17 protein-coding genes and 1 pseudogene are annotated in these 19,026 nt (G+C 40.9%); 6 read left to right on the forward strand and 12 right to left on the reverse strand.

The features are described from left to right. Positions 1-129 precede the first annotated feature (129 nt). Positions 130-312 carry a hypothetical protein gene (locus tag B3R63_RS07380; protein WP_286729479.1) on the reverse strand — a complete coding sequence of 61 codons (183 nt, stop codon included), beginning with the start codon at positions 310-312 and terminating at the stop codon, positions 130-132. Between the two features lie 294 nt (positions 313-606). Beyond that, positions 607-1,842: an acetamidase/formamidase family protein gene (locus tag B3R63_RS07385; protein ID WP_248087411.1), complete on the reverse strand. Its 1,236-nt coding sequence runs from the start codon at positions 1,840-1,842 to the stop codon at positions 607-609. 240 nt (positions 1,843-2,082) lie between these two features. On the opposite strand from B3R63_RS07385, the gene B3R63_RS07390 reads away from it, so the two are divergent. Together B3R63_RS07390 and B3R63_RS07395 are read left to right on the forward strand one after the other, a co-directional pair. Then, positions 2,083-3,267, forward strand: coding sequence for a DUF1615 family protein (locus tag B3R63_RS07390; protein ID WP_286729481.1), 1,185 nt, complete (start codon positions 2,083-2,085; stop codon positions 3,265-3,267). Then, positions 3,234-3,887 (forward strand): HAD family hydrolase, encoded by a 654-nt coding sequence (locus tag B3R63_RS07395; protein ID WP_265768657.1) that lies wholly within the window; start codon positions 3,234-3,236, stop codon positions 3,885-3,887. Before B3R63_RS07390 ends, B3R63_RS07395 begins: the two co-directional genes overlap by 34 nt. Before the next feature lie 27 nt (positions 3,888-3,914). On the opposite strand, the gene proB is transcribed toward B3R63_RS07395, so the two are convergent. The 8 genes from proB to uvrB form a co-directional block, all read right to left on the reverse strand. After that, positions 3,915-5,048, reverse strand: coding sequence for a glutamate 5-kinase (gene proB, locus B3R63_RS07400; protein WP_005019402.1), 1,134 nt, complete (start codon positions 5,046-5,048; stop codon positions 3,915-3,917). Between the two features lie 17 nt (positions 5,049-5,065). Then, positions 5,066-6,274 carry an Obg family GTPase CgtA gene (cgtA, locus tag B3R63_RS07405; RefSeq protein ID WP_111281724.1) on the reverse strand — a complete coding sequence of 403 codons (1,209 nt, stop codon included), beginning with the start codon at positions 6,272-6,274 and terminating at the stop codon, positions 5,066-5,068. A 224-nt stretch (positions 6,275-6,498) separates the two neighbouring features. Beyond that, a complete protein-coding gene (locus B3R63_RS07410; RefSeq protein ID WP_034683868.1) occupies positions 6,499-7,188 on the reverse strand; it encodes a hypothetical protein in 690 nt (229 codons plus the stop codon). Between the two features lie 12 nt (positions 7,189-7,200). Next, positions 7,201-7,911: an MFS transporter gene (locus tag B3R63_RS07415; protein ID WP_171063941.1), complete on the reverse strand. Its 711-nt coding sequence runs from the start codon at positions 7,909-7,911 to the stop codon at positions 7,201-7,203. A 149-nt stretch (positions 7,912-8,060) separates the two neighbouring features. Then, positions 8,061-9,518 (reverse strand): glyceraldehyde-3-phosphate dehydrogenase, encoded by a 1,458-nt coding sequence (locus B3R63_RS07420; RefSeq protein ID WP_005019394.1) that lies wholly within the window; start codon positions 9,516-9,518, stop codon positions 8,061-8,063. 263 nt (positions 9,519-9,781) lie between these two features. Next, positions 9,782-10,717 carry an EamA family transporter RarD gene (rarD, locus tag B3R63_RS07425; protein ID WP_286729487.1) on the reverse strand — a complete coding sequence of 312 codons (936 nt, stop codon included), beginning with the start codon at positions 10,715-10,717 and terminating at the stop codon, positions 9,782-9,784. Between the two features lie 131 nt (positions 10,718-10,848). Next, on the reverse strand, positions 10,849-11,433 hold the full coding sequence (locus B3R63_RS07430; RefSeq protein WP_265768659.1) for a lipocalin family protein: 585 nt from the start codon (positions 11,431-11,433) through the stop codon (positions 10,849-10,851). Positions 11,434-11,556: 123 nt separating this feature from the next. Then, the gene (gene uvrB, locus B3R63_RS07435; RefSeq protein ID WP_005019389.1) at positions 11,557-13,578 is read right to left on the reverse strand and encodes an excinuclease ABC subunit UvrB; all 2,022 of its coding nucleotides are present in this window, start codon (positions 13,576-13,578) and stop codon (positions 11,557-11,559) included. 193 nt (positions 13,579-13,771) lie between these two features. On the opposite strand from uvrB, the gene B3R63_RS07440 reads away from it, so the two are divergent. Further along, positions 13,772-14,575 carry an A1S_2505 family phage non-structural protein gene (locus B3R63_RS07440; RefSeq protein WP_248122037.1) on the forward strand — a complete coding sequence of 268 codons (804 nt, stop codon included), beginning with the start codon at positions 13,772-13,774 and terminating at the stop codon, positions 14,573-14,575. 221 nt (positions 14,576-14,796) lie between these two features. Then, positions 14,797-16,230: a sensor domain-containing diguanylate cyclase gene (locus B3R63_RS07445; protein WP_005406814.1), complete on the forward strand. Its 1,434-nt coding sequence runs from the start codon at positions 14,797-14,799 to the stop codon at positions 16,228-16,230. Between the two features lie 49 nt (positions 16,231-16,279). Here the strand turns inward: B3R63_RS07445 and B3R63_RS07450 are convergent, their stop codons facing one another. Next, positions 16,280-16,447: a hypothetical protein gene (locus B3R63_RS07450; protein WP_248133833.1), complete on the reverse strand. Its 168-nt coding sequence runs from the start codon at positions 16,445-16,447 to the stop codon at positions 16,280-16,282. A 212-nt stretch (positions 16,448-16,659) separates the two neighbouring features. On the opposite strand from B3R63_RS07450, the gene B3R63_RS07455 reads away from it, so the two are divergent. Next, positions 16,660-17,895: a pyridoxal phosphate-dependent aminotransferase gene (locus B3R63_RS07455; protein WP_005406545.1), complete on the forward strand. Its 1,236-nt coding sequence runs from the start codon at positions 16,660-16,662 to the stop codon at positions 17,893-17,895. A gap of 112 nt (positions 17,896-18,007) precedes the next feature. On the opposite strand, the pseudogene B3R63_RS07460 reads toward B3R63_RS07455, so the two are convergent. After that, positions 18,008-18,322 (reverse strand): annotated as a pseudogene (locus tag B3R63_RS07460) (winged helix-turn-helix transcriptional regulator); the annotation flags it as partial. Positions 18,323-18,430: 108 nt separating this feature from the next. Here B3R63_RS07460 and B3R63_RS07465 point away from each other — a divergent pair. Next, positions 18,431-18,868 (forward strand): PaaI family thioesterase, encoded by a 438-nt coding sequence (locus B3R63_RS07465; protein WP_265761188.1) that lies wholly within the window; start codon positions 18,431-18,433, stop codon positions 18,866-18,868. Positions 18,869-19,026: the final 158 nt, after the last annotated feature.

The following is a 19,026-nucleotide window of genomic DNA, read 5'->3' on the forward strand; positions in this document are numbered from 1 at the left end:
TAAATTTTTATTATTTAGAAAATATAAATATTATATAATTTGAACAGGTTTAATATAGTTATAATAAAACTGTTTTTGAAAGCAGGGCTTTAAAGTTCACAGCTTATATCTTATAAAGCCCTGTATTGTCTAATCTAAAGAGGCTGGTGATTTGTGCTCTTGTTCATATTGATAGTCTAAAGCAGCTTTTTGGGCTTCAGCTGCAGCAATGGCTTCTGGTGCAGGTCGATCCGCGGTAGAAGCAGCAATAACAGAAGACGTAAATGACGTACCAGTTAAAGAAAGTATAAGAACTGCGTAAATATTCTTCATTTTGATTCCTCTACTTTTTAAATCGCTTTATAAGTCATTTAATACCCCCTATTAAGCTTGGTCTGTAAGAGGATGGTCGAGAAATGTAAGGGCTGAGCCCCTATAATTACTTAGGCAACCTGAATAATCATTTGATTAAATAAAAGTGACACTTAAAGACTGAATGTATATTTTTATAATAAAAAATGTAGAGTCATAACATATTATTAGACTAGTCAGTTCAGTTTAAGTATCCCTATACTTCTTTAAGAGCAAGAGAAAATATCCTCATCGATATTTTCTCTCTTCTCCCATTTATCTGCTTTTTTCTGGCTGATTAAATTCTTTGAAATCAGCTTTTCGAATCATAGCGTGAATTCCTTTAGTCCGGTCTACTACTTGTGAAACTTCAAAATCAGTAGCAGCACTTAAATAAGCATAAGCAAGTGCTTCATCAATACCATATTCCTGATTTAAGAACCGGATAGCTTCGCGGGTGGATTTTTTCATGGCTATATCAAGGTCTTCATCTAATCCTGGTGTAATCCAGAATTGATCATTTTCAGCAAGTACATGTTTAATCTCCTTACCAGGAATTTTGTCCTTTCCAGCTTTTAGCAGTGTAAATTTCAATGTAGCACGTGCTGAACCTTCAAGTGCCGTTAAAGCGACCTCACCATCGCCCTGAACGAAATGGCTATCACCAGTATAGAAAAGTGCGCCAGGAACCTGTACCGGATAATAAACAGTCGAGCCTTTACCTAACTCGTTAATATCAATATTCCCACCAAAGAAGGCAGGTGGAATCGAATTTACTGGTTCACTGGTATTAGCAGCCACGCCCATAATTCCCATAAATGGTGCAAGAGGGAAACGAATCGACTTGCCCTGTTGTGTTTTTAGTACACCTTCATATTCTCCCTGAGCATTTTTCTCAATAGGTGTAAAAACTGATACATTGCCGTAACGTTCAGGGTGTAAGTGGGAAGCACCTTCCTGTACTGTTTTTTTAGGGAACTCTCCTACCAGAGTGCCTTTACCATGACGGTTAGAAATTACCCCATAAGGAACTCGTGGTTCAACATTGAGTACTTCTACCTTTAATATGTCACCCGGCATTGCACCCTGTATTTCAATAGGCCCCGTCACAATATGTGGTCCATCTTTACTAAAATCATGTTTTAAAGCAGACTGCGTAATTATCTTTGCTTCATCTAGAATATATTCTGGCTTTACACCTTGGGAACGAAAATATTTTTCTGCATTACGCCCCTGATCTTCGAGCAGGCCTTCATGGGAAACAGTATCAAAAACAACAGTACTATCGGTAGGCACACTTAGAACTGGTCGGGAATCTTTATTAGGCAGATAACCCCATTGAATAGTTTTTAAAGTACTGGGTATATAATATTGATCTTTATACTTTCCCTGCGTTAAAAGTCCCGGCTGATTACTTATCTGTTTAAGAACTTTAAACTCTTCTGCAAAAGTTGAAGTAGAGCCTAGTAAAGCTGACAATATAGCCAGTGATAAAGTAAGCGGTTTATACATCCTATTTCCCTAAATTTAAAAAGTTGAATATTCATCTTTTTAAAAGCAAGGGTCATGCCAACTAGAATTATTGAATCTTATTCATCAATTCTCTGTTGCTTAATAATATGTACAGGGATATAGAATTATTTTTTAAACGGGCTTCTCTAATATACATATATATTCGTACATTTTATTAGCGACATAGTATACTTCACTCGCCTTAGGTGCTTATCCCTGTACTCATCTGTCTTCATTGTCATGAAAAAAAATTTACGCTGTACAACCGCCGTTAAATCCTTAAGTGTTCTTGTTCTGTCACTCAGTCTGATTGCCTGCGGCGAAGGCTCGTGGTGGTCTAAAAATGATGAGCCAGAATTAAAAGAAGAGCAGATTAAACGGCTTATTCCTACTCGTGTACAAAACCGTGGCTCTTGGGCTGGTGACTTATATGAGATTACTGACCAGTTGGAAATACCTAAAACCAAGGAAAATATCTGTACAATTATTGCAGTAGTCGATCAAGAATCTAACTTTGTTGCTGACCCGCAAGTACCGGGTTTGGGTGAAAAAGCTATACGTGAAGTTGATCAGCGTCTTGAAGATAAACTGGGTGTAACACTGGCCGGATATTTTAAGAATATGCTGAAGACTCAGCCTTCTCCGGATGATAACTACCTGAGCAGAATGCGCAAGGTTAAAACAGAACGTGAACTGGATGAACTCTACCGTGAAATGTTTAATCATTTTAGTAAACACTATCATGTAAGTGCTCTAACCGGAGCCGCCCGTCTGGTAGGACAAGATGTTTCTGAACGTTTAAATCCGATTACAACCTTAGGTTCAATGCAGGTTCATATCGGTTATGCCAAAGAGCATAAGCGTTCTGGTATGAATATGGCTGAATTGCGTAGCGACCTGTATACCCAAAATGGCGGCCTATATTATGGGATTCATCGTTTGATGATGTACCCTGCTGATTATGACAAGCCGCTCTACCGCTTTGCAGATTATAACTCTGGACGCTATTCGAGCCGTAATGCAGCCTTTCAGAGTATGCTTAATGACTTGACTGAAGCAGAGCTAGACCTAGATGGTGACCTGCTACTTTATAATAAAGACGGTAGCATCCGTTCAAACAAAAGCCAGTCTGAACGTGAGCTGATTGCGGTCTTTGCTGCAAACAATGTTCTGATTACACCACGCCAGATTCGCTCTGATTTAAAGGAGGAAAAAGAGCAAGACTTTGAAGATACTCAAACTTACCTTGCAGTAAAGAAACTCTACCAGGAAAAAACAGGTAAAGAACCAATTTATGCCATTATGCCAGAAGTAGTCATTTCCGGACCAAAATTAAGCCGTGACTATAATACCAACTGGTTTGCCACACGCGTCAATGGACGATATCAGACATGCATGCAACGCGCCAAACGTATCAAGCTATAAACCTTGCGCTATTTGATTTTGACGGTACATTGTGCCGTAGTGACAGCTTTACTGGCTTTATCTTTTATACGCTCTCTAAACGACATATCATGCGTCAAGGCCTGAAAATTCTCCCTTGGATTCAGGCCTATTATCTCAAGCTATACCCTGCCCACCAGATGCGCCCCAAATTGTTTTCGGCCATGTTTAAAGATAGTAATGCCAAAAATATACATTCAATGGCAGAACAGTATGCACACTTGTTAGTACACCAGCTTAATCCTGAATTGTTAAGGCGTCTGAGACAACATCAAGCACAAGGTGACGATGTTGTTATTGTATCAGCTTCAATCGATCTTTATCTTGAACCTTTTTGCAGGCTGCTTGGAGTAGACCTGATTTGCACTGAAACTGAAGTACATCAGGGCAAATTGAGCGGATTTTATAGCAGTCCAGATTGCAGTTGCGAGCAGAAAAAGTTAAGGATACAAGAAAAATATACATTAACCGATTACCAGTCTGTTTATGCGTATGGGAACAGTTATGAAGACCTAGAAATGTTTAGTCTGGCTGATTACTGCTATATGGTTGGAGAAGATGCTGAACTGCCTGCATTAGCGCCTATAAAAAAGCTCGCCTGAGCGAGCTTTTTTATTAATACAAGAATCTCAGTAAATCGCCATATGATTGCGATGAATCATTTCTAGAGAGCGTGCTTCACCAAGAACTTGATAAACTTTATTGGAAGATAGACCTTTTACAATTTCCGCAGAGCGCGAACTGAAATTCACTCGGCCTACTGCAATTCGTTTGCCCCGGCTATCTACACACTCCACAACATCACCACGATTAAAATGGCCTTCCACGGCACGAACACCCACAGGTAACAGACTACGGTGTTTTTCACGAATAGCTTCTATCGCACCATCATCGATCACAAGCCGCCCGGCGGTCTGTAAATGGGCAGCCAGCCACTGTTGATGCGCAGTCATGCGATCTTTATCAGTGGCAAATAAAGTCCCCAGCATTTCACCGCTCATCAGACGTGAAAGTACGTTGTCACTTTCACCACTGGCAATCAGGGTAGGACAACCTGATCTTGCGGCCAAACGTGCAGCACGAACTTTAGTGACCATACCGCCTCGGCCAAGTACGCCGCCACCGCCTGCCATTTCAAACAGACTATCATCGAGTGCACGCACTGTAGAAAGTAGTTTAGCTTGCGGGTTGGAACGCGGATCTGAGTCGAACATACCTTGCTGGTCTGTCAGAATAATTAACAGGTCAGCATGTACTTGTCCTGCCACCATTGCAGCAAGTGTATCATTATCGCCAAAGCGGATTTCATCCGTCGAGACTGTATCGTTTTCATTAATGACTGGCACTACTTGCCAGTCAATCAGATGCTGTAATGCATCACATGAGTTTAAATAACGTCTGCGGTCTGCCAGATCATCGTGAGTTAAAAGTACCTGTGCAGTTTGAATCCCATGCTTTTCCAATACACTGGACCAGGTTTGAATTAATCCCATCTGGCCAATGGCAGCACATGCCTGAAGACTGGGTAAATCTGTGGGTCGACTGCTCAATTTCATGCGCACCATCCCCTCTGCCACAGCACCGGAAGATACCAATATAATTTCATGTCCGGCTTTATGCAGGTCAGCAATCTGATTAGCCCAATGCGAAATTGCATTAAGATCCAGTCCCTGACCATTTGCTGTGAGTAAAGATGAGCCGATTTTTACAACGATACGTTTACAAGCTTTGAGCTGTCGCTGCCCATCTACCACTTCTATCATCATGTCCTCAGTTCTACTTAACGTACGTAGATTACTTCCACTTCATCATCGTCATCATCGAAGTCCTCATCATCCTCATGATCTGCAAGACGTTGCGCACGACGCATTGCACGATAGGCTTCTTTGGCGGCGATGGTTTGCTCACGTGTTTCAGCTTCAAGCTGTTCACGGAATGCCTTAACCTGAGCTGCATATTCAGGGTCTTCAATTTCACGTTCACGTTGCTGCTCAATCTGGTCCATCAGATAATAAACAACATCTTTTGTTCCTTCGCTTAGCAGACCTGAAGTCTTAAATACCGGGCCATCCCAGTTCAATTCATTCAGAATATGTTCACACCATTCTTCACGGCTATCCTCTGGTAACTGGTCGAGTTTGTTGAGAACCAGAACCACAGGTAACTGTGCCAGTGTTGGTGAGAACTTTTCAAGTTCACGTAAAATTGCTTTGGCATTATGTACCGGGTCTGAACCGTCAATCGGCTGCACATCGACGATGTGTAATAAAATACGGGTACGTGCCAAATGTTTCAGGAAGCGGATACCCAAGCCTGCGCCTTCTGCCGCGCCTTCGATCAGACCAGGAATATCAGCCATTACAAATGAACGGTGACGATCAGCATCAACGACACCCAGATTTGGCACCATAGTGGTAAATGGATAGTCTGCTACCTTAGGTTTAGCTGCAGAAACAGCACGAATAAAGGTCGACTTACCAGCATTCGGCATCCCCAGCAGTCCTACATCAGCCAGTACTTTAAGCTCCAGACGGATCTCACGATACTCCCCTTTTACACCAGTTGTACATTTACGTGGAGCACGGTTGGTTGATGACTTAAAATGAGTATTTCCCAGCCCACCTTCACCACCACCGGCAACTAGTACTCTCTGGCCACTTTCAACCAGATCACCAATAATATCGCCTGATTCTGTATCCACTACAGTCGTTCCTACAGGAACATATAAAACAACGTCTTCACCACCACGTCCGGTACAGTTTGCACCTGCTCCGTTCTTGCCACGTTCAGCACGGAACTTACGGGTATAACGATAGTCGACCAGCGTACTGGTATTGTCATCCGCCTGGATATAAATGCTTCCCCCACGGCCACCGTCACCACCGTCCGGTCCACCAAAAGGTACAAATTTCTCACGGCGAAAACTGGCTACGCCATTGCCACCGTCGCCAGCCTCTACGGTAATGACTGCTTCATCAACAAAGCGCATATGCCAATCCTCTAAAAACTCTTAAAACCGCCTATTCTGCCATATTTTTACTAAATTCTCGAATAGAAAATATAGCAATTGTTTATTATAAGCCGGTATTTGCAAGCTTCATAAATGCTTATAAAGTTTGACGGTTTTTCTATAGGGTTTTTATAGCTTTAAATCAGCAACTCGCTTAGTTTTAAATAAGCAACCTAAATAATTTAATTCCACTTTTAATTGTTCTATTGATATTGAATATAACTTAACGGCAGTAGCATTTTCATATCCAGATTGGCTTTGGTATTACGCTCAACGTTATACATGGTGGCTTCGAAGTTAGCGATCTTAGGAATATTAATCGGATCATTCAGTTCTAAAGAAGGATTAAGCTGATGCTTTACATGCACATTAATCGGTTGTTGGTTAAACTCGAAATACACCGGGCCATTAAATGCAATCTGGATGGGCAATTCATAAGTCCGGTTCAGTTCAAATGGAACATCAATATTTACCGGTACATCGAGTTTTAAAGGAAATTTTGGAAGTAGTTTGTTTTTATAGATCAAATCTGTAGTCGTTTCGACGGGCATCACCTGATTAATTTTGAGCATGGTCGAATATTTAATTTGTACCGATACAGGAGTGGTCACATTAAATTTTAAATCTGCCAGATATTTGCCATCCAATGGTAAAACCAAGTGGTGATCAAGATCAATTGATGAACTGATTCGCCCTATAGTCTGTGCAGTCAGATATTCTCCTACATGAATACGGGTACCTAGAGAATGGGGTAAAGTAATATCGGTCTGGGTCGAGCTCACCTGTAGAGAAGCCTGCACATTTAAATACAGCCAGAACACTAGCGCAATTAAGCTACTCACTAAAATAAAACTGGCCAGCCAAACTTTTAACGAGAAGTTACTGATATTCATCCTTAACTTCTCCTATTTTAAGGTGGGAGCTTGCGAACTGGCCGGTTCAGCCGTGACCCGCTTAAGTGCTATATGTTCAAGGGGTATTGAAAGCTCTCCCTTACGTATCTTTACCGGCAGAATATTCTTGACATCAACCGAAGCAGAAAGTGGCGCATTGACTGGAACACTGAGTCTACCTTGAATGGGAATACTCGTATTCAATGTTGTATTCAATGGAATATTCAGATTTTCACGAATCACCGTTTTGACTGGAGCCGTAAATTTTAAATGTACTTTCTGGTTTAAAGGCACTTTAATATCAATCGGCACATCAAGATCAATAGGAATATTACCTTTGAGCGGTAACGTTACATCTTTGCCCAGAATTCTGACTTTGACCTTGGTATCAATAGGCAGTTCCTGTTTCACCTTAAGTGTTTCTTTTACCGGTATAACAGTATTGATAGGTACTTCATTATCAAAATATACCCGTGGATTTAAAGTCTGAGATAGTGGAATATCAAGCTGTTCATGAATCGGTATACTGGCATTCACTTTTCCTTTGACATTCACATCTAGGGCCTCATGAATTTTAACTCGTGCTTGCAAGGGTTCCTGTAATTCAATATCAACTGCCTGATTTTGTAAGGGAATGTTGATCTTGAAATGTTTAAATGCCCAAATGGCAATCAGCACCCCGCACAGGGTCGCGAGTAGAATAAAGGCTATTCCACTTAGCATGGTCTTTATTTGCAAAATATCTTCCTTAACAACATATTATTTTTTTACTCATCAACATTGTTATAAATTTCTATGTGTTGTTCAGCAGTTTTTTTGTACAGATATAAAAAAACCCGGGTGAACCCAGGTTTTTTTAAAATACTTATGACTTATGCATTAGTTTCAGCAGGAATCTTAGGGTAACTTACGCCACCCATCTGCTCAGCAATACGTAATACCTGACAGCTATAGCCAACTTCATTGTCATACCATACATAAGCAGTCAAACGGTTGCCAGAAGTAATTGTTGCCTGTGCATCAAATACCCCTGCGGTACGTGAACCGATGAAATCGCTCGATACCACTTCAGTAGAGTTGGTATAGCCAATCTGGCCCTGCAAGTTAGAGTTGATTGAAATTTGACGAATAAATTCGTTCACTTCTTCACGATCAACTTCTTGGTCCAGAGTCAGGTTAAGAATTGCCAGTGATACGTTTGGTGTTGGCACACGTACTGAATTACCGGTTAACTTACCTTTAAGCTGAGGCAATGCCTTAGCAACAGCCTTAGCAGCTCCAGTTTCAGTAATTACCATGTTAAGTGTTGCTGCACGGCCACGGCGGTCAGCTTTATGGTAGTTATCAATCAGGTTCTGGTCATTGGTAAATGAGTGTACTGTTTCAACATGACCATTAATAACTTTATATTTTTCATCCAGTACTTTAAGAACCGGAGTAATCGCATTAGTAGTACAACTAGCAGCAGAGATGATTTTGTCTTCATCCAGAATATCTGCCTGATTTACGCCGTACACGACATTTTTCATTTCACCTTTACCAGGTGCAGTTAAAATAACACGTGCAGCACCTGGGCAATTCAGATGCTGAGCCAAGCCCTCTGCATCACGCCATTTGCCTGTATTATCAATAACTAAAGCATTTTCAATACCATATTCAGTATAGTCTACTTCAGCCGGGCTAGAAGCGTAGATCACTTTGATATAGTTACCATTGGCAATGATTGCTTCATTTTCTTCATCAATTGAGATGGTGCCCGCAAATGAACCATGGATTGAGTCACGACGCAACAAAGAAGCACGTTTCGCCAGATCACCATCTGCACTTTTACGTACTACAATTGCTTTTAAGCTCAGACCACGGCCCAGACCAGACTGGCTGATAATCAGACGCGCCAGAATACGGCCAATACGGCCAAAGCCATAAAGTACAACATCTTTAGGCTGTGCAGAAGCAGGGTTACCTTCTAGTGACTTGACAGCCTCTTTTACAAAAGAGTCAACATCACCCCCCTGTTCCTTATATTCAACAGCCAGTTTACCCAGATCAATCTCAGCAGAACCGATATTGTCGATTTTTACCAATGCCTCAAGGATTGGAAAAGTATGAACAACAGAAAGCTCTACATCCATTACGCGGGTACGACGATGGGCTTTTAAAATCTGGATTACTGAACGGTTAACTAAAGAACGGCCATAAACAGAAGTGACAATATTTTTTTCACGGTATAACTGGCCAATCAGCGCAATCATCCGTTCCGCAATTTCTTCACGGTTTTTCCAGCGACCTTGGTGTTCTGCGTGCAGGGCGATGATAGTGTCTTTGCTCACAAATACGTCCTCTAATTAATAATGTATCTAGGCGTGAATTTCAAAACCCGATAATTGTAATGGAATTATCGGCAAGAATGAAACAAAAGCTGAAAGGGCTGGTCATATTTTCCAATATATTGCTTATAATTTCATAAAATATCGCTAATTTTTTACAAAATTATCTTACAGGCTTATCTGTTCAGAATTCTAGAGATATGAATACTTAAATTGGGTGAATAAAATCACTTAGCAAATCATGTAGTTCTTACTCAAGACTCTAGCTAGTCATCTTTTAAACGGGTCTGGTAAGATTGCAGATTACGTACCAGATCCTGTTTATTTTTTTGCTGTCGGTATAAATGTAAGCTTCCTTCTACTACTAACACCAATACTGCACACCAGATAGGAATATAGGTCAGCCATTCATCGCCTGAGATTGCTTCGCCCAAGGCAACTGAAGCCAAGGCTAGCAGTACAGGTTCCAGATAGCTGAGCAAGCCAAAAATTACCATAGGCAAATAACGGCTTGCCAAAATATAACTGCCCAAGCCTAATGCACTTAAGGCTCCCAGACCTGCTATCGCCGGGAATAGGTGGGGATAAGCAAGAAACTGGCTGTAACTATGTAGACCAATGCTGCTCAAATAAATTGCAACCGGAAGAATTAATACAATATCCCACCAGAAGCCTCCCAGATGATCTGTATGAATTTTTTTTCGCAAAAAGAAGTAAAAGGGATAGGCTACGGCGACATAGGCTGTTTCCCAAGCTATACCGCCGATTCGCCAGATTTCATGGCCAACACCTATAGCTGCCAGTGCCACTGCTACTACCTGAAATCTTGACAACTTTTCTTTAAATAAAATACACCCTATCAGCACCATGACCAGTGGTAATAAGAAATAGCCCAATGAAACCTGTAAGCCTCGTCCATTCATTGGACCCCACAGAAAGAGCCATAACTGGGAAGTACATAAAATGGAGCTAACCAATAACATTAGAATAAATTGAGGTTTGGCTTTAAGCCGCTGCCAAATAGCAGAAATATATTTAAAATCACCACTCCAATACATAAAAAATGTCAGAAATGGCAAAGTTGATAGCATACGCCAAGCAAAGGTTTGCTCACTATTAAGAGGAGCAAGAAAGGTTGTAAAAAAATAGAGAACCCCGAAGGTGACTGATGCTGTAACGGATAGCACAACGCCTTTAAACACTTTCTACTGCCCCTCTATTTTTTAATCTTGCATTATAAAGGAGCAGAAAAGATAAATGGAAAATTCATCTATTTATTTAAAAATCATGCTTAAACATGTTTTCTAAGACTCAGAAGATCAAGACAAATCTATTATTTATTCGTATGTTGAGTATGAATAATATCATCAAGCTTATAACCCAATGAAGAAGCATAATTCAGGTATTCATTTACCACATCCTGTTTAACCTGTGGTGTACGTGACAGTACCCACAAGTACTTGCGAGAAGGTTCCCCTACCAGTACTGTCTGGTAATTGTCATCAAGCTTCAAGATCCAATAATCGCCTCGACCTAAGGGTAACCAACGAATTGCCTCTGGCAAGAAACTGACTTCAAGTTTACTGTTAAATGGAGGGTTAATCACATATGCTTCACCTAGTGAACGCATCATTTTACCTTCTTGGGTATAACAGCGATTATCTACTGTTATGTTGCCATTTTCATTTAAAGTATAGGTAGCTGTAACATCACGCGCACATTTTCGCTGAAAGTACATAGGTTTTCGGGCTACTTCGTACCATACACCCAGATACTTATCCAGTTCAACTCGCTCAACCACAGGCATGGTTTTACTTTGCGCATATGCCATTGTCCCGACAGCAAGACCAGTTAGCAATGCTCCCCCTACTGCAATCTTTGTTAATTGCCAACCTGCTTTTGATATATTTTTAGTCATAGCACATGAAACCTCGTAGAAATGAAAGAGTTATTTCACAGAATAATCTAACTTAACTCGTTCTTTTTGCACTCTTTGTAGTGTTATGTTATGAATTTGCTGCGAAAAACTTTCAGCCTGCCACTATTGTAACATTTGGGCTTTTAGCCGCAGAATTTCATCACGAAGACGGGCTGCCTGTTCAAACTGTAACTCTTTAGAAGCTTTAAGCATTTCTTTTTCCAGCTTCGCCATATGCTTACTTAGAAGTTTTGGATCAGCTAAAATATGCCGTTCATCGGCTGTCAGAGAAAGTGCCTGCGCGGTGATTTTCTCATCAATCTCGTCCTCAGCTAATACTTCTCCAGTATCAATTTCTTTAATGACCTGACGCACTGCACTACGCGGAATAATTCCATGCAATTCATTAAATTCAATCTGTTTGTTGCGGCGACGCTCTGTTTCATCAATTGCTTTTTGCATAGAGTCCGTAATGCGGTCAGCATATAAGATTGCCTTGCCCTTAATATTACGTGCGGCGCGACCAATGGTCTGAATGAGTGAACGCTCGGAACGCAAAAAACCTTCCTTATCTGCATCCAGAATCGCGACAAGGGATACTTCTGGCATATCTAGGCCTTCTCGTAACAGGTTAATGCCGACCAATACATCAAACACCCCGGTACGAAGTTCATGAATAATTTTTACGCGCTCCACAGTATCGATATCTGAATGAAGATAGGCTACCTTTACTCCGTATTCTTTCAAATAAGCAGTTAAATCTTCAGCCATACGTTTAGTAAGAGTGGTCACCAGTACACGCTCATTTAAATTTTTACGTATGTTGATTTCTGATAGGACATCATCGACCTGAGTTAGTACTGGACGTATTTCAATTTCCGGATCAATCAGTCCGGTTGGCCGTACTACCTGCTCTACTACCTGTTCTGACTTTTCCAGTTCATAACGGGCAGGTGTGGCACTCACAAAGACCGTAGTGGGTATAATCCGCTCCCATTCCTCAAATTTCATGGGCCGGTTATCCAGCGCACTAGGCAAACGGAAGCCATAATTTACCAGGTTCTCTTTACGGGAACGGTCACCTTTATACATGGCTCCAATTTGCGGTACAGTAACATGTGATTCATCAATAATCAGCAGAGCATCATCAGGTACATAGTCAAACAGAGTCGGAGGTGCATCACCCGGACGACGTCCAGATAAATGGCGTGAATAGTTTTCGATACCGTTGGTATAACCCAGCTGTTGCATCATTTCCAGATCATACCGGGTACGTTGTTCGATACGCTGGGCTTCAAGCAGTTTATCGTGTTCGCGAAAGAATTTAAGCTGGTCTTTTAGCTCGTCACGAATAGTATCAATTGCACGAACCAGATTATCTTTTGGTGTCACATAATGACTTTTCGGGTAAATTGTTACACGGGGTACCTTGCGCAGCATTTTGCCAGTTAAAGGGTCAAACCAGCGTATTGAATCTACTTCGTCATCAAATAGTTCAATACGGATCGCATTCTGTTCTGACTCTGCCGGAAAAATATCCATAATTTCACCGCGGATCCGATAGGTACCACGCACAAACTCAAGCTCGTTACGGGTATATTGCATCTCTACAAGACGGCGGATAATATCGTCACGGCCAACACGGTCTCCCTGAACAATATGCAGTAGCATTTTCATATAGGCTTCAGGATCACCCAAGCCATAAATAGCAGAGACCGAAGCAACGATAATAGCATCACGACGTTCTAGTAAAGAACGGGTAGCAGACAACCGCATCTGGTCAATGTGGTCATTAATTGCCGCATCTTTTTCAATAAAGGTATCAGAGGACGGAACATAAGCTTCTGGTTGATAATAGTCATAATAACTGACGAAGTATTCAACGGCATTATTGGGGAAAAAAGCTTTAAATTCGCCATAGAGCTGGGCAGCTAAAGTCTTATTATGTGCCATTACAATGGTGGGCCGCTGGGTTTGTGCAATAACATTCGCCATAGTATAGGTCTTACCTGAACCCGTCACCCCAAGTAACAGTTGACTTTTATACCCTTGCTGGATGCCTTTAACCAGTTTCTCAATAGCCTGTGGCTGGTCTCCGGCAGGCGCATACTGTGTAACCAATTCAAAAGGACGGCTCTCGCTCACTGATACTCTTCTCTGCTCATGATTGACCTGTATATTTTAACAGAATTCGGGCACTAACTCTTTTATGTTTAAGCGTTTCCTGATAGCTTTTTGCTATGTTTTGGTTACACTTCAAAGCGCTCAAGATTTCACTTGACCCTATGCATTTTCAGCGGCAACATGACAACACACTTCTCTAAAAAGTCTGGTTAATATGGTCTACCAATATCACGATGAAAGTATTATCAAAGCTTTGCCTGAAGATACTGTATTTGTATTTGGCAGTAATCTGGCAGGCGAACACAGTGATGGCGCTGCCCGGGTAGCCCACCAGTATTTTGGAGCAGTAAAAGGTGTGGGTCGAGGTTGGGCGGGGCAAAGTTATGCTATCCCCACTTTAAACGAGCATATTCAGCAAATGCCACTTAGCCAGATTGAGCATTATGTAGAGGATTTCAAGGTTTATACCCGTAACCACCCTAAAATGAAATATTTTATTACCGCCTTGGGTTGTGGTATTGCAGGCTACAAAGTTTCAGATATTGCTCCATTTTTTAAGGGTATTTCAAAAAATGTGATACTTCCTGAATCTTTTAAGCCTTATGTAGAACGAAATGCTTTAAAACAGTTTCCGACCCTAACCCGAGATATGGTAAGACAATTTATTAATGATGAGGTCATTTTCTATTTTAATCATGGTAGTGACTCGTTTGAGGCGGCCTTAGACAAAACCCGGTTGAAAAAAGCTGAAAAAGCCGTTGCCCTGATTGTACTTAATGAAGATATGTATCCACGTGACCGCTATGGACGTGGCCGCGAACATGAGATCAGTGATATTTTATCTAAATTTAATGGTAAAATTTATGATTTCCCGGAAAACACTGAAGGAGCCTTGGTGTTTACTGGTGTCATCATCGCATTGATGGAACTTTATGATTTTAATGAACAGGATTTTATTCGCCTTTGGGAAGGAGAAATTGAAATTGAGCATCCGGTCAATCGGCTTGCCAAAGCTTAAACTTTAATTTTATTATATATTTATAAATTACTGGGCTGAAACTAGAAATATTAAAAGTAAAATATGACAGGTTTTTAGATTATTAACTTATTCAGCTCAGTAATTACAGCTTCAAAAATATCTGTTATCCAGATAACCACTTATTTTCATCGGCTTATTTGTTCTAAAAAAATCTGTTTACCCCTATACTCTCGCCAGTCACCTAAAATGTGGATATAAGCATGGAACTGTTTGATTCTTCAATATTTGATCTGTCTCCAATTCCCATGTGGCTTGAAGATTATAGTGAAATCAAAAAACAGTTTGATGTCTGGCGTTCAGAAGGTATAAATGATCTGGCTGCATTTCTTAAAGAAGATGTAGAACGGGTACGCAACTGTGCTCATAAAATCAAGGTCATTCGGGTCAATCCCAAAACTTTAGAAGTTTTTGAAGCAGACAGCCAGCAAGATCTGATTAAACATACTGCAAATATTTTTCAGCAGGACATGTATCAAACCCACATTCAGGAACTAGTAGCACTATGGCAGGGAGAAACCGAATTTTTTAGTACTGCTGTAAATTATACCCTAACTGGTAAACGTTTAGATATTCAGTTAAGAGCTATCGTTTTACCTGGTTATGAACATGATCTTTCACGCCTGCTTCTAACCACAGAAGATATTACCCACTACGAAAATGCCCGACGTCAGGAAGAAAAGAACCGTATTCTTGCCGAATCATTATTTATCTACTCACCGACTTCTTTATGGGTAGAAGATTTCAGTCGCATCAAACAGCGTTTTGATCAGCTAAAACAGCTAAATATTCAGGATTTCCATACCTTTTTAGATGTTCATAGTGAGTTCGTTAACCAGTGTATCGATGATATTGTGATTATCGACGTAAATCAGGCAACACTGGACCTGTTTAAAGCGCCAGATAAAGAGAGTTTATTAAAAAATACTGATCAGATTTTTGCTGACGAGATGCAGCAGACCTTCCGTGAACAGCTGATTGAACTCTGGAATGGTAATCTGCATCACCAGCGTGAAGCAGTTAATTATGCGCTTGATGGCAGTGTCCGTTATGTTATTTTGCAATTTACCGTATTTCCCGGTTATGAAGAAGACTGGGGAATGGTGCAGGTCGCTTTAACCGATATCAGCGCACGTAAAAAGGCTGAAAATTATCTGGAATATCTGGGCAGGCATGATGTGCTGACTCAGCTCTGCAACCGGGCCTTCTTTTCTGAGGAAGTCAAACGTCTTGAACGTAGCCGTTTGCGTCCTGTTTCCTGTATTTTTATAGACATGAACAGTTTAAAGGAAATTAATGACACCTTAGGTCATGATATTGGTGATGGGCTATTGCGCAGAGTCGGAAACGTACTTAATCAGGCGATTGAAAACACCCGTTATACTGCATCACGCATTGGAGGTGATGAGTTCGTCATTCTCTTGCCTACAGCTACAGAAGCTGAAACACTGACTGTAACGCAAACTATTGAAGAACTGTTCAAGATTGATAACCAGTATTATGCCAGCCAACCTATCAGTATTTCCATGGGATGTGCTACGAGTAAGGAAAATGAAAGCATAGAAGCTTTATTAAAACGTGCTGATCAGCAGATGTATCAGAAAAAACAACATTATTACCAAAACAGCACGCTATAAATTAAACTGTGTGGGGTTATAAAAACAGGCAATCTACCTGTTTTTATAACTAACGCTTACCCATAGAGCGCCGAGTGCCACGTGGCGGAGCCCATGTACGGTCGGCATAGTTTTCAGCTTTAGGGCGAACCTGGTTATGCACAGCAACCTGCTCCGGATGATCGGCTGCCGGCACTGGAAACGGGAGCTTGACCAGTGGCTTTTTGTTTCGGCTCATACACTAACTCAAAATAAAACAATCCATATTGTAACGTGCTTTTCCGTTCAAATCGAACAGACATTCCGGGATTTTTTGTAGCTTCATCATGAGGTGATTCCATCTTTTTCATTTTTTTACTGATATAGTAATTTTTACACGCCCTTTAAGCAGTTTTTACGCTAAGATAATATTGCTTTTTATTTTTAATCCCCATAAGAAGGAATATTGCCGTGGACGTACGTCTCTCTGATCGTGTAAATGCCATCAAACCGTCCCCAACGCTTGCTGTAACCAATAAAGCGGCTGAGTTAAAAGCTGCTGGAAAGAATGTGATTGGTTTGGGCGCAGGTGAACCTGATTTTGATACACCACAACACATCAAAGACGCTGCTATTACAGCGATCAATAATGGTTTTACTAAATATACCGCTGTTGACGGTACGCCAGGCCTAAAAAAAGCAATTATTGCCAAGTTTAAACGTGACAATAATCTGGATTACCAACCAAACCAGATTCTGGTCTCTTGCGGTGGTAAACAGTCATTTTTTAACCTTGCACTCGCACTTTTAAATAAAGGTGATGAAGTAATTATTCCTGCACCTTACTGGGTCAGTTATCCAGATATGGTGATTATTGCCGAAGGTGTACCTGTTATTGTGAAATGCGGTGAAGAGCAGCGTTTTAAAATTACGCCTGAACAGCTGGAAGCTGCAATTACTGACAAAACCCGTCTGGTGGTATTAAATAGCCCTTCCAACCCTACAGGTATGATTTATACCAAAGCTGAACTGGAAGCTCTAGCTGAGGTCCTTCGCAAATATCCGGAAGTTTATATTGCATCTGATGATATGTATGAACCGATCCGGTGGGATGATGAATTTTATAATATCGCAACTGTTGCGCCAGATTTATATGACCGCACCATCGTATTAAATGGCGTATCTAAAGCTTATGCAATGACTGGCTGGCGTATTGGTTATGCAGCAGGTCCTGCCAAGCTGATTGGGGCAATGAAAAAGATCCAGTCTCAGTCAACTTCTAACCCGACCTCAATTTCACAGGTTGCTGCAGAAGCTGCACTTAATGGCCCGCAAGATGTACTTGAACCAATGATTGAAGCATTTAAACGCCGCCATGACCTTGTTGTAAATGGTCTTAATGAAATCAATGGTATTTCTTGTTTGCCTGCAGATGGTGCTTTTTATGCCTATGCCAACATTAAACCTCTTATTCGTGCTAAAGGTCTTAAATCTTGCACAGAATTCTCTGAATGGTTACTGGAAGAAACTGGTGTTGCAGTAGTTCCAGGTGATGCATTTGGTCTGGGAGGTTTTATGCGTATTTCTTATGCTACTGCTGATGAAGTACTGGTAGATGCTCTGGCACGTATTAAAAAAGCAGCAGACTCCATTGAAGGTGTAAATGCAGCTGTTGCTTCTGTTGAGGCTGAAAAAGCTGCCAAATAAATCCTGTAATTAGAAAAGCCTGCTTAAATAGCAGGCTTTTTTAGCTCGGATTCACTGTCTATTTTAACTCTTCCAATATTTCTTTTTTCAAATAAAATTTTGGTTTTTCTGCATCTGTCCACTGCACACCCCACTCGACGATTGCCATTAAAATAGGTTTTAAGTCCCTACCTTTGGCAGTCAGCACGTACTCAAAACGTTGCTGGCGGTCTATATAACTTTGTTTTTCCAGTATGCCTTCTTCAACCAAACGTTTTAAACGCTCTGCAAGTACATGTCGGGTAATTCCCAATGATTTTTGAAACTGTTCAAAACGGGACAGTCCTAAAAATGCATCACGAATAATTAATAAAGTCCAACGGTCACCAATCATGGCAAGTGTTTGTGCTACAGGACAATTCTGCTGCTGGGTTTCAGACCATTTCATTTCTGTCTAACATATAAAAATTTATTGACTTTAATTTAATCGATCCGCTAAGTTAACAACAAGTTCCTTTTTAGAACTTTATAAATTAATAATAGAACAGGAAGAAAAATGAAAGATCCCAAACAAATGACCGGTCTTGAACTGCTCACAGCAATACGTGATGGGGTATTGCCCTCAGCCAGCATTGGCAAAACCATGCCCATGCAGTCTGTAGAAGTCACCCAGGGTACTGTTACCTTCAAGGTGAAAGCAGATGAGCGGCATCTGAACCCGTTAGGTGGTGTACATGGAGGCTTTGCAGCAACTGTTCTGGATTCTGTTACAGGCTGTGCAGTTCACAGTATGCTGGAAGCAGGTGCAGGATATGGAACTATAGATTTAAATATTAAAATGTGCCGTCCAATCCCTAAAAATAAAGAATTACAAGCCACAGGTACCCTCATCAATCTCAGCAAGAACCTTGGTATTGCTGAAGGAAAAATTTTTGATGAAGAAGGAAAACTTTATGCTTTTGCAACAGCCACTTGCATGATTCTCCGTAATTAGCAGTTATTCTTCTCCGGCTTGCTCCAGATTAAAAATCCTGAATCGAGCAAGCCTGTTTTTCAGCAAACTCTAACCTAGCTTTACGCCTTCAAAGTATTAAAGTAATGCTCTCTTTAAGCGTTTTTATCTTCATAAGCCAGCTATAAAGTTAATTATTA

It is taken from the genome of Acinetobacter sp. UBA1297 (assembly GCF_002307755.1).
Taxonomy (GTDB): Bacteria; Pseudomonadota; Gammaproteobacteria; order Pseudomonadales; family Moraxellaceae; genus Acinetobacter; species Acinetobacter radioresistens.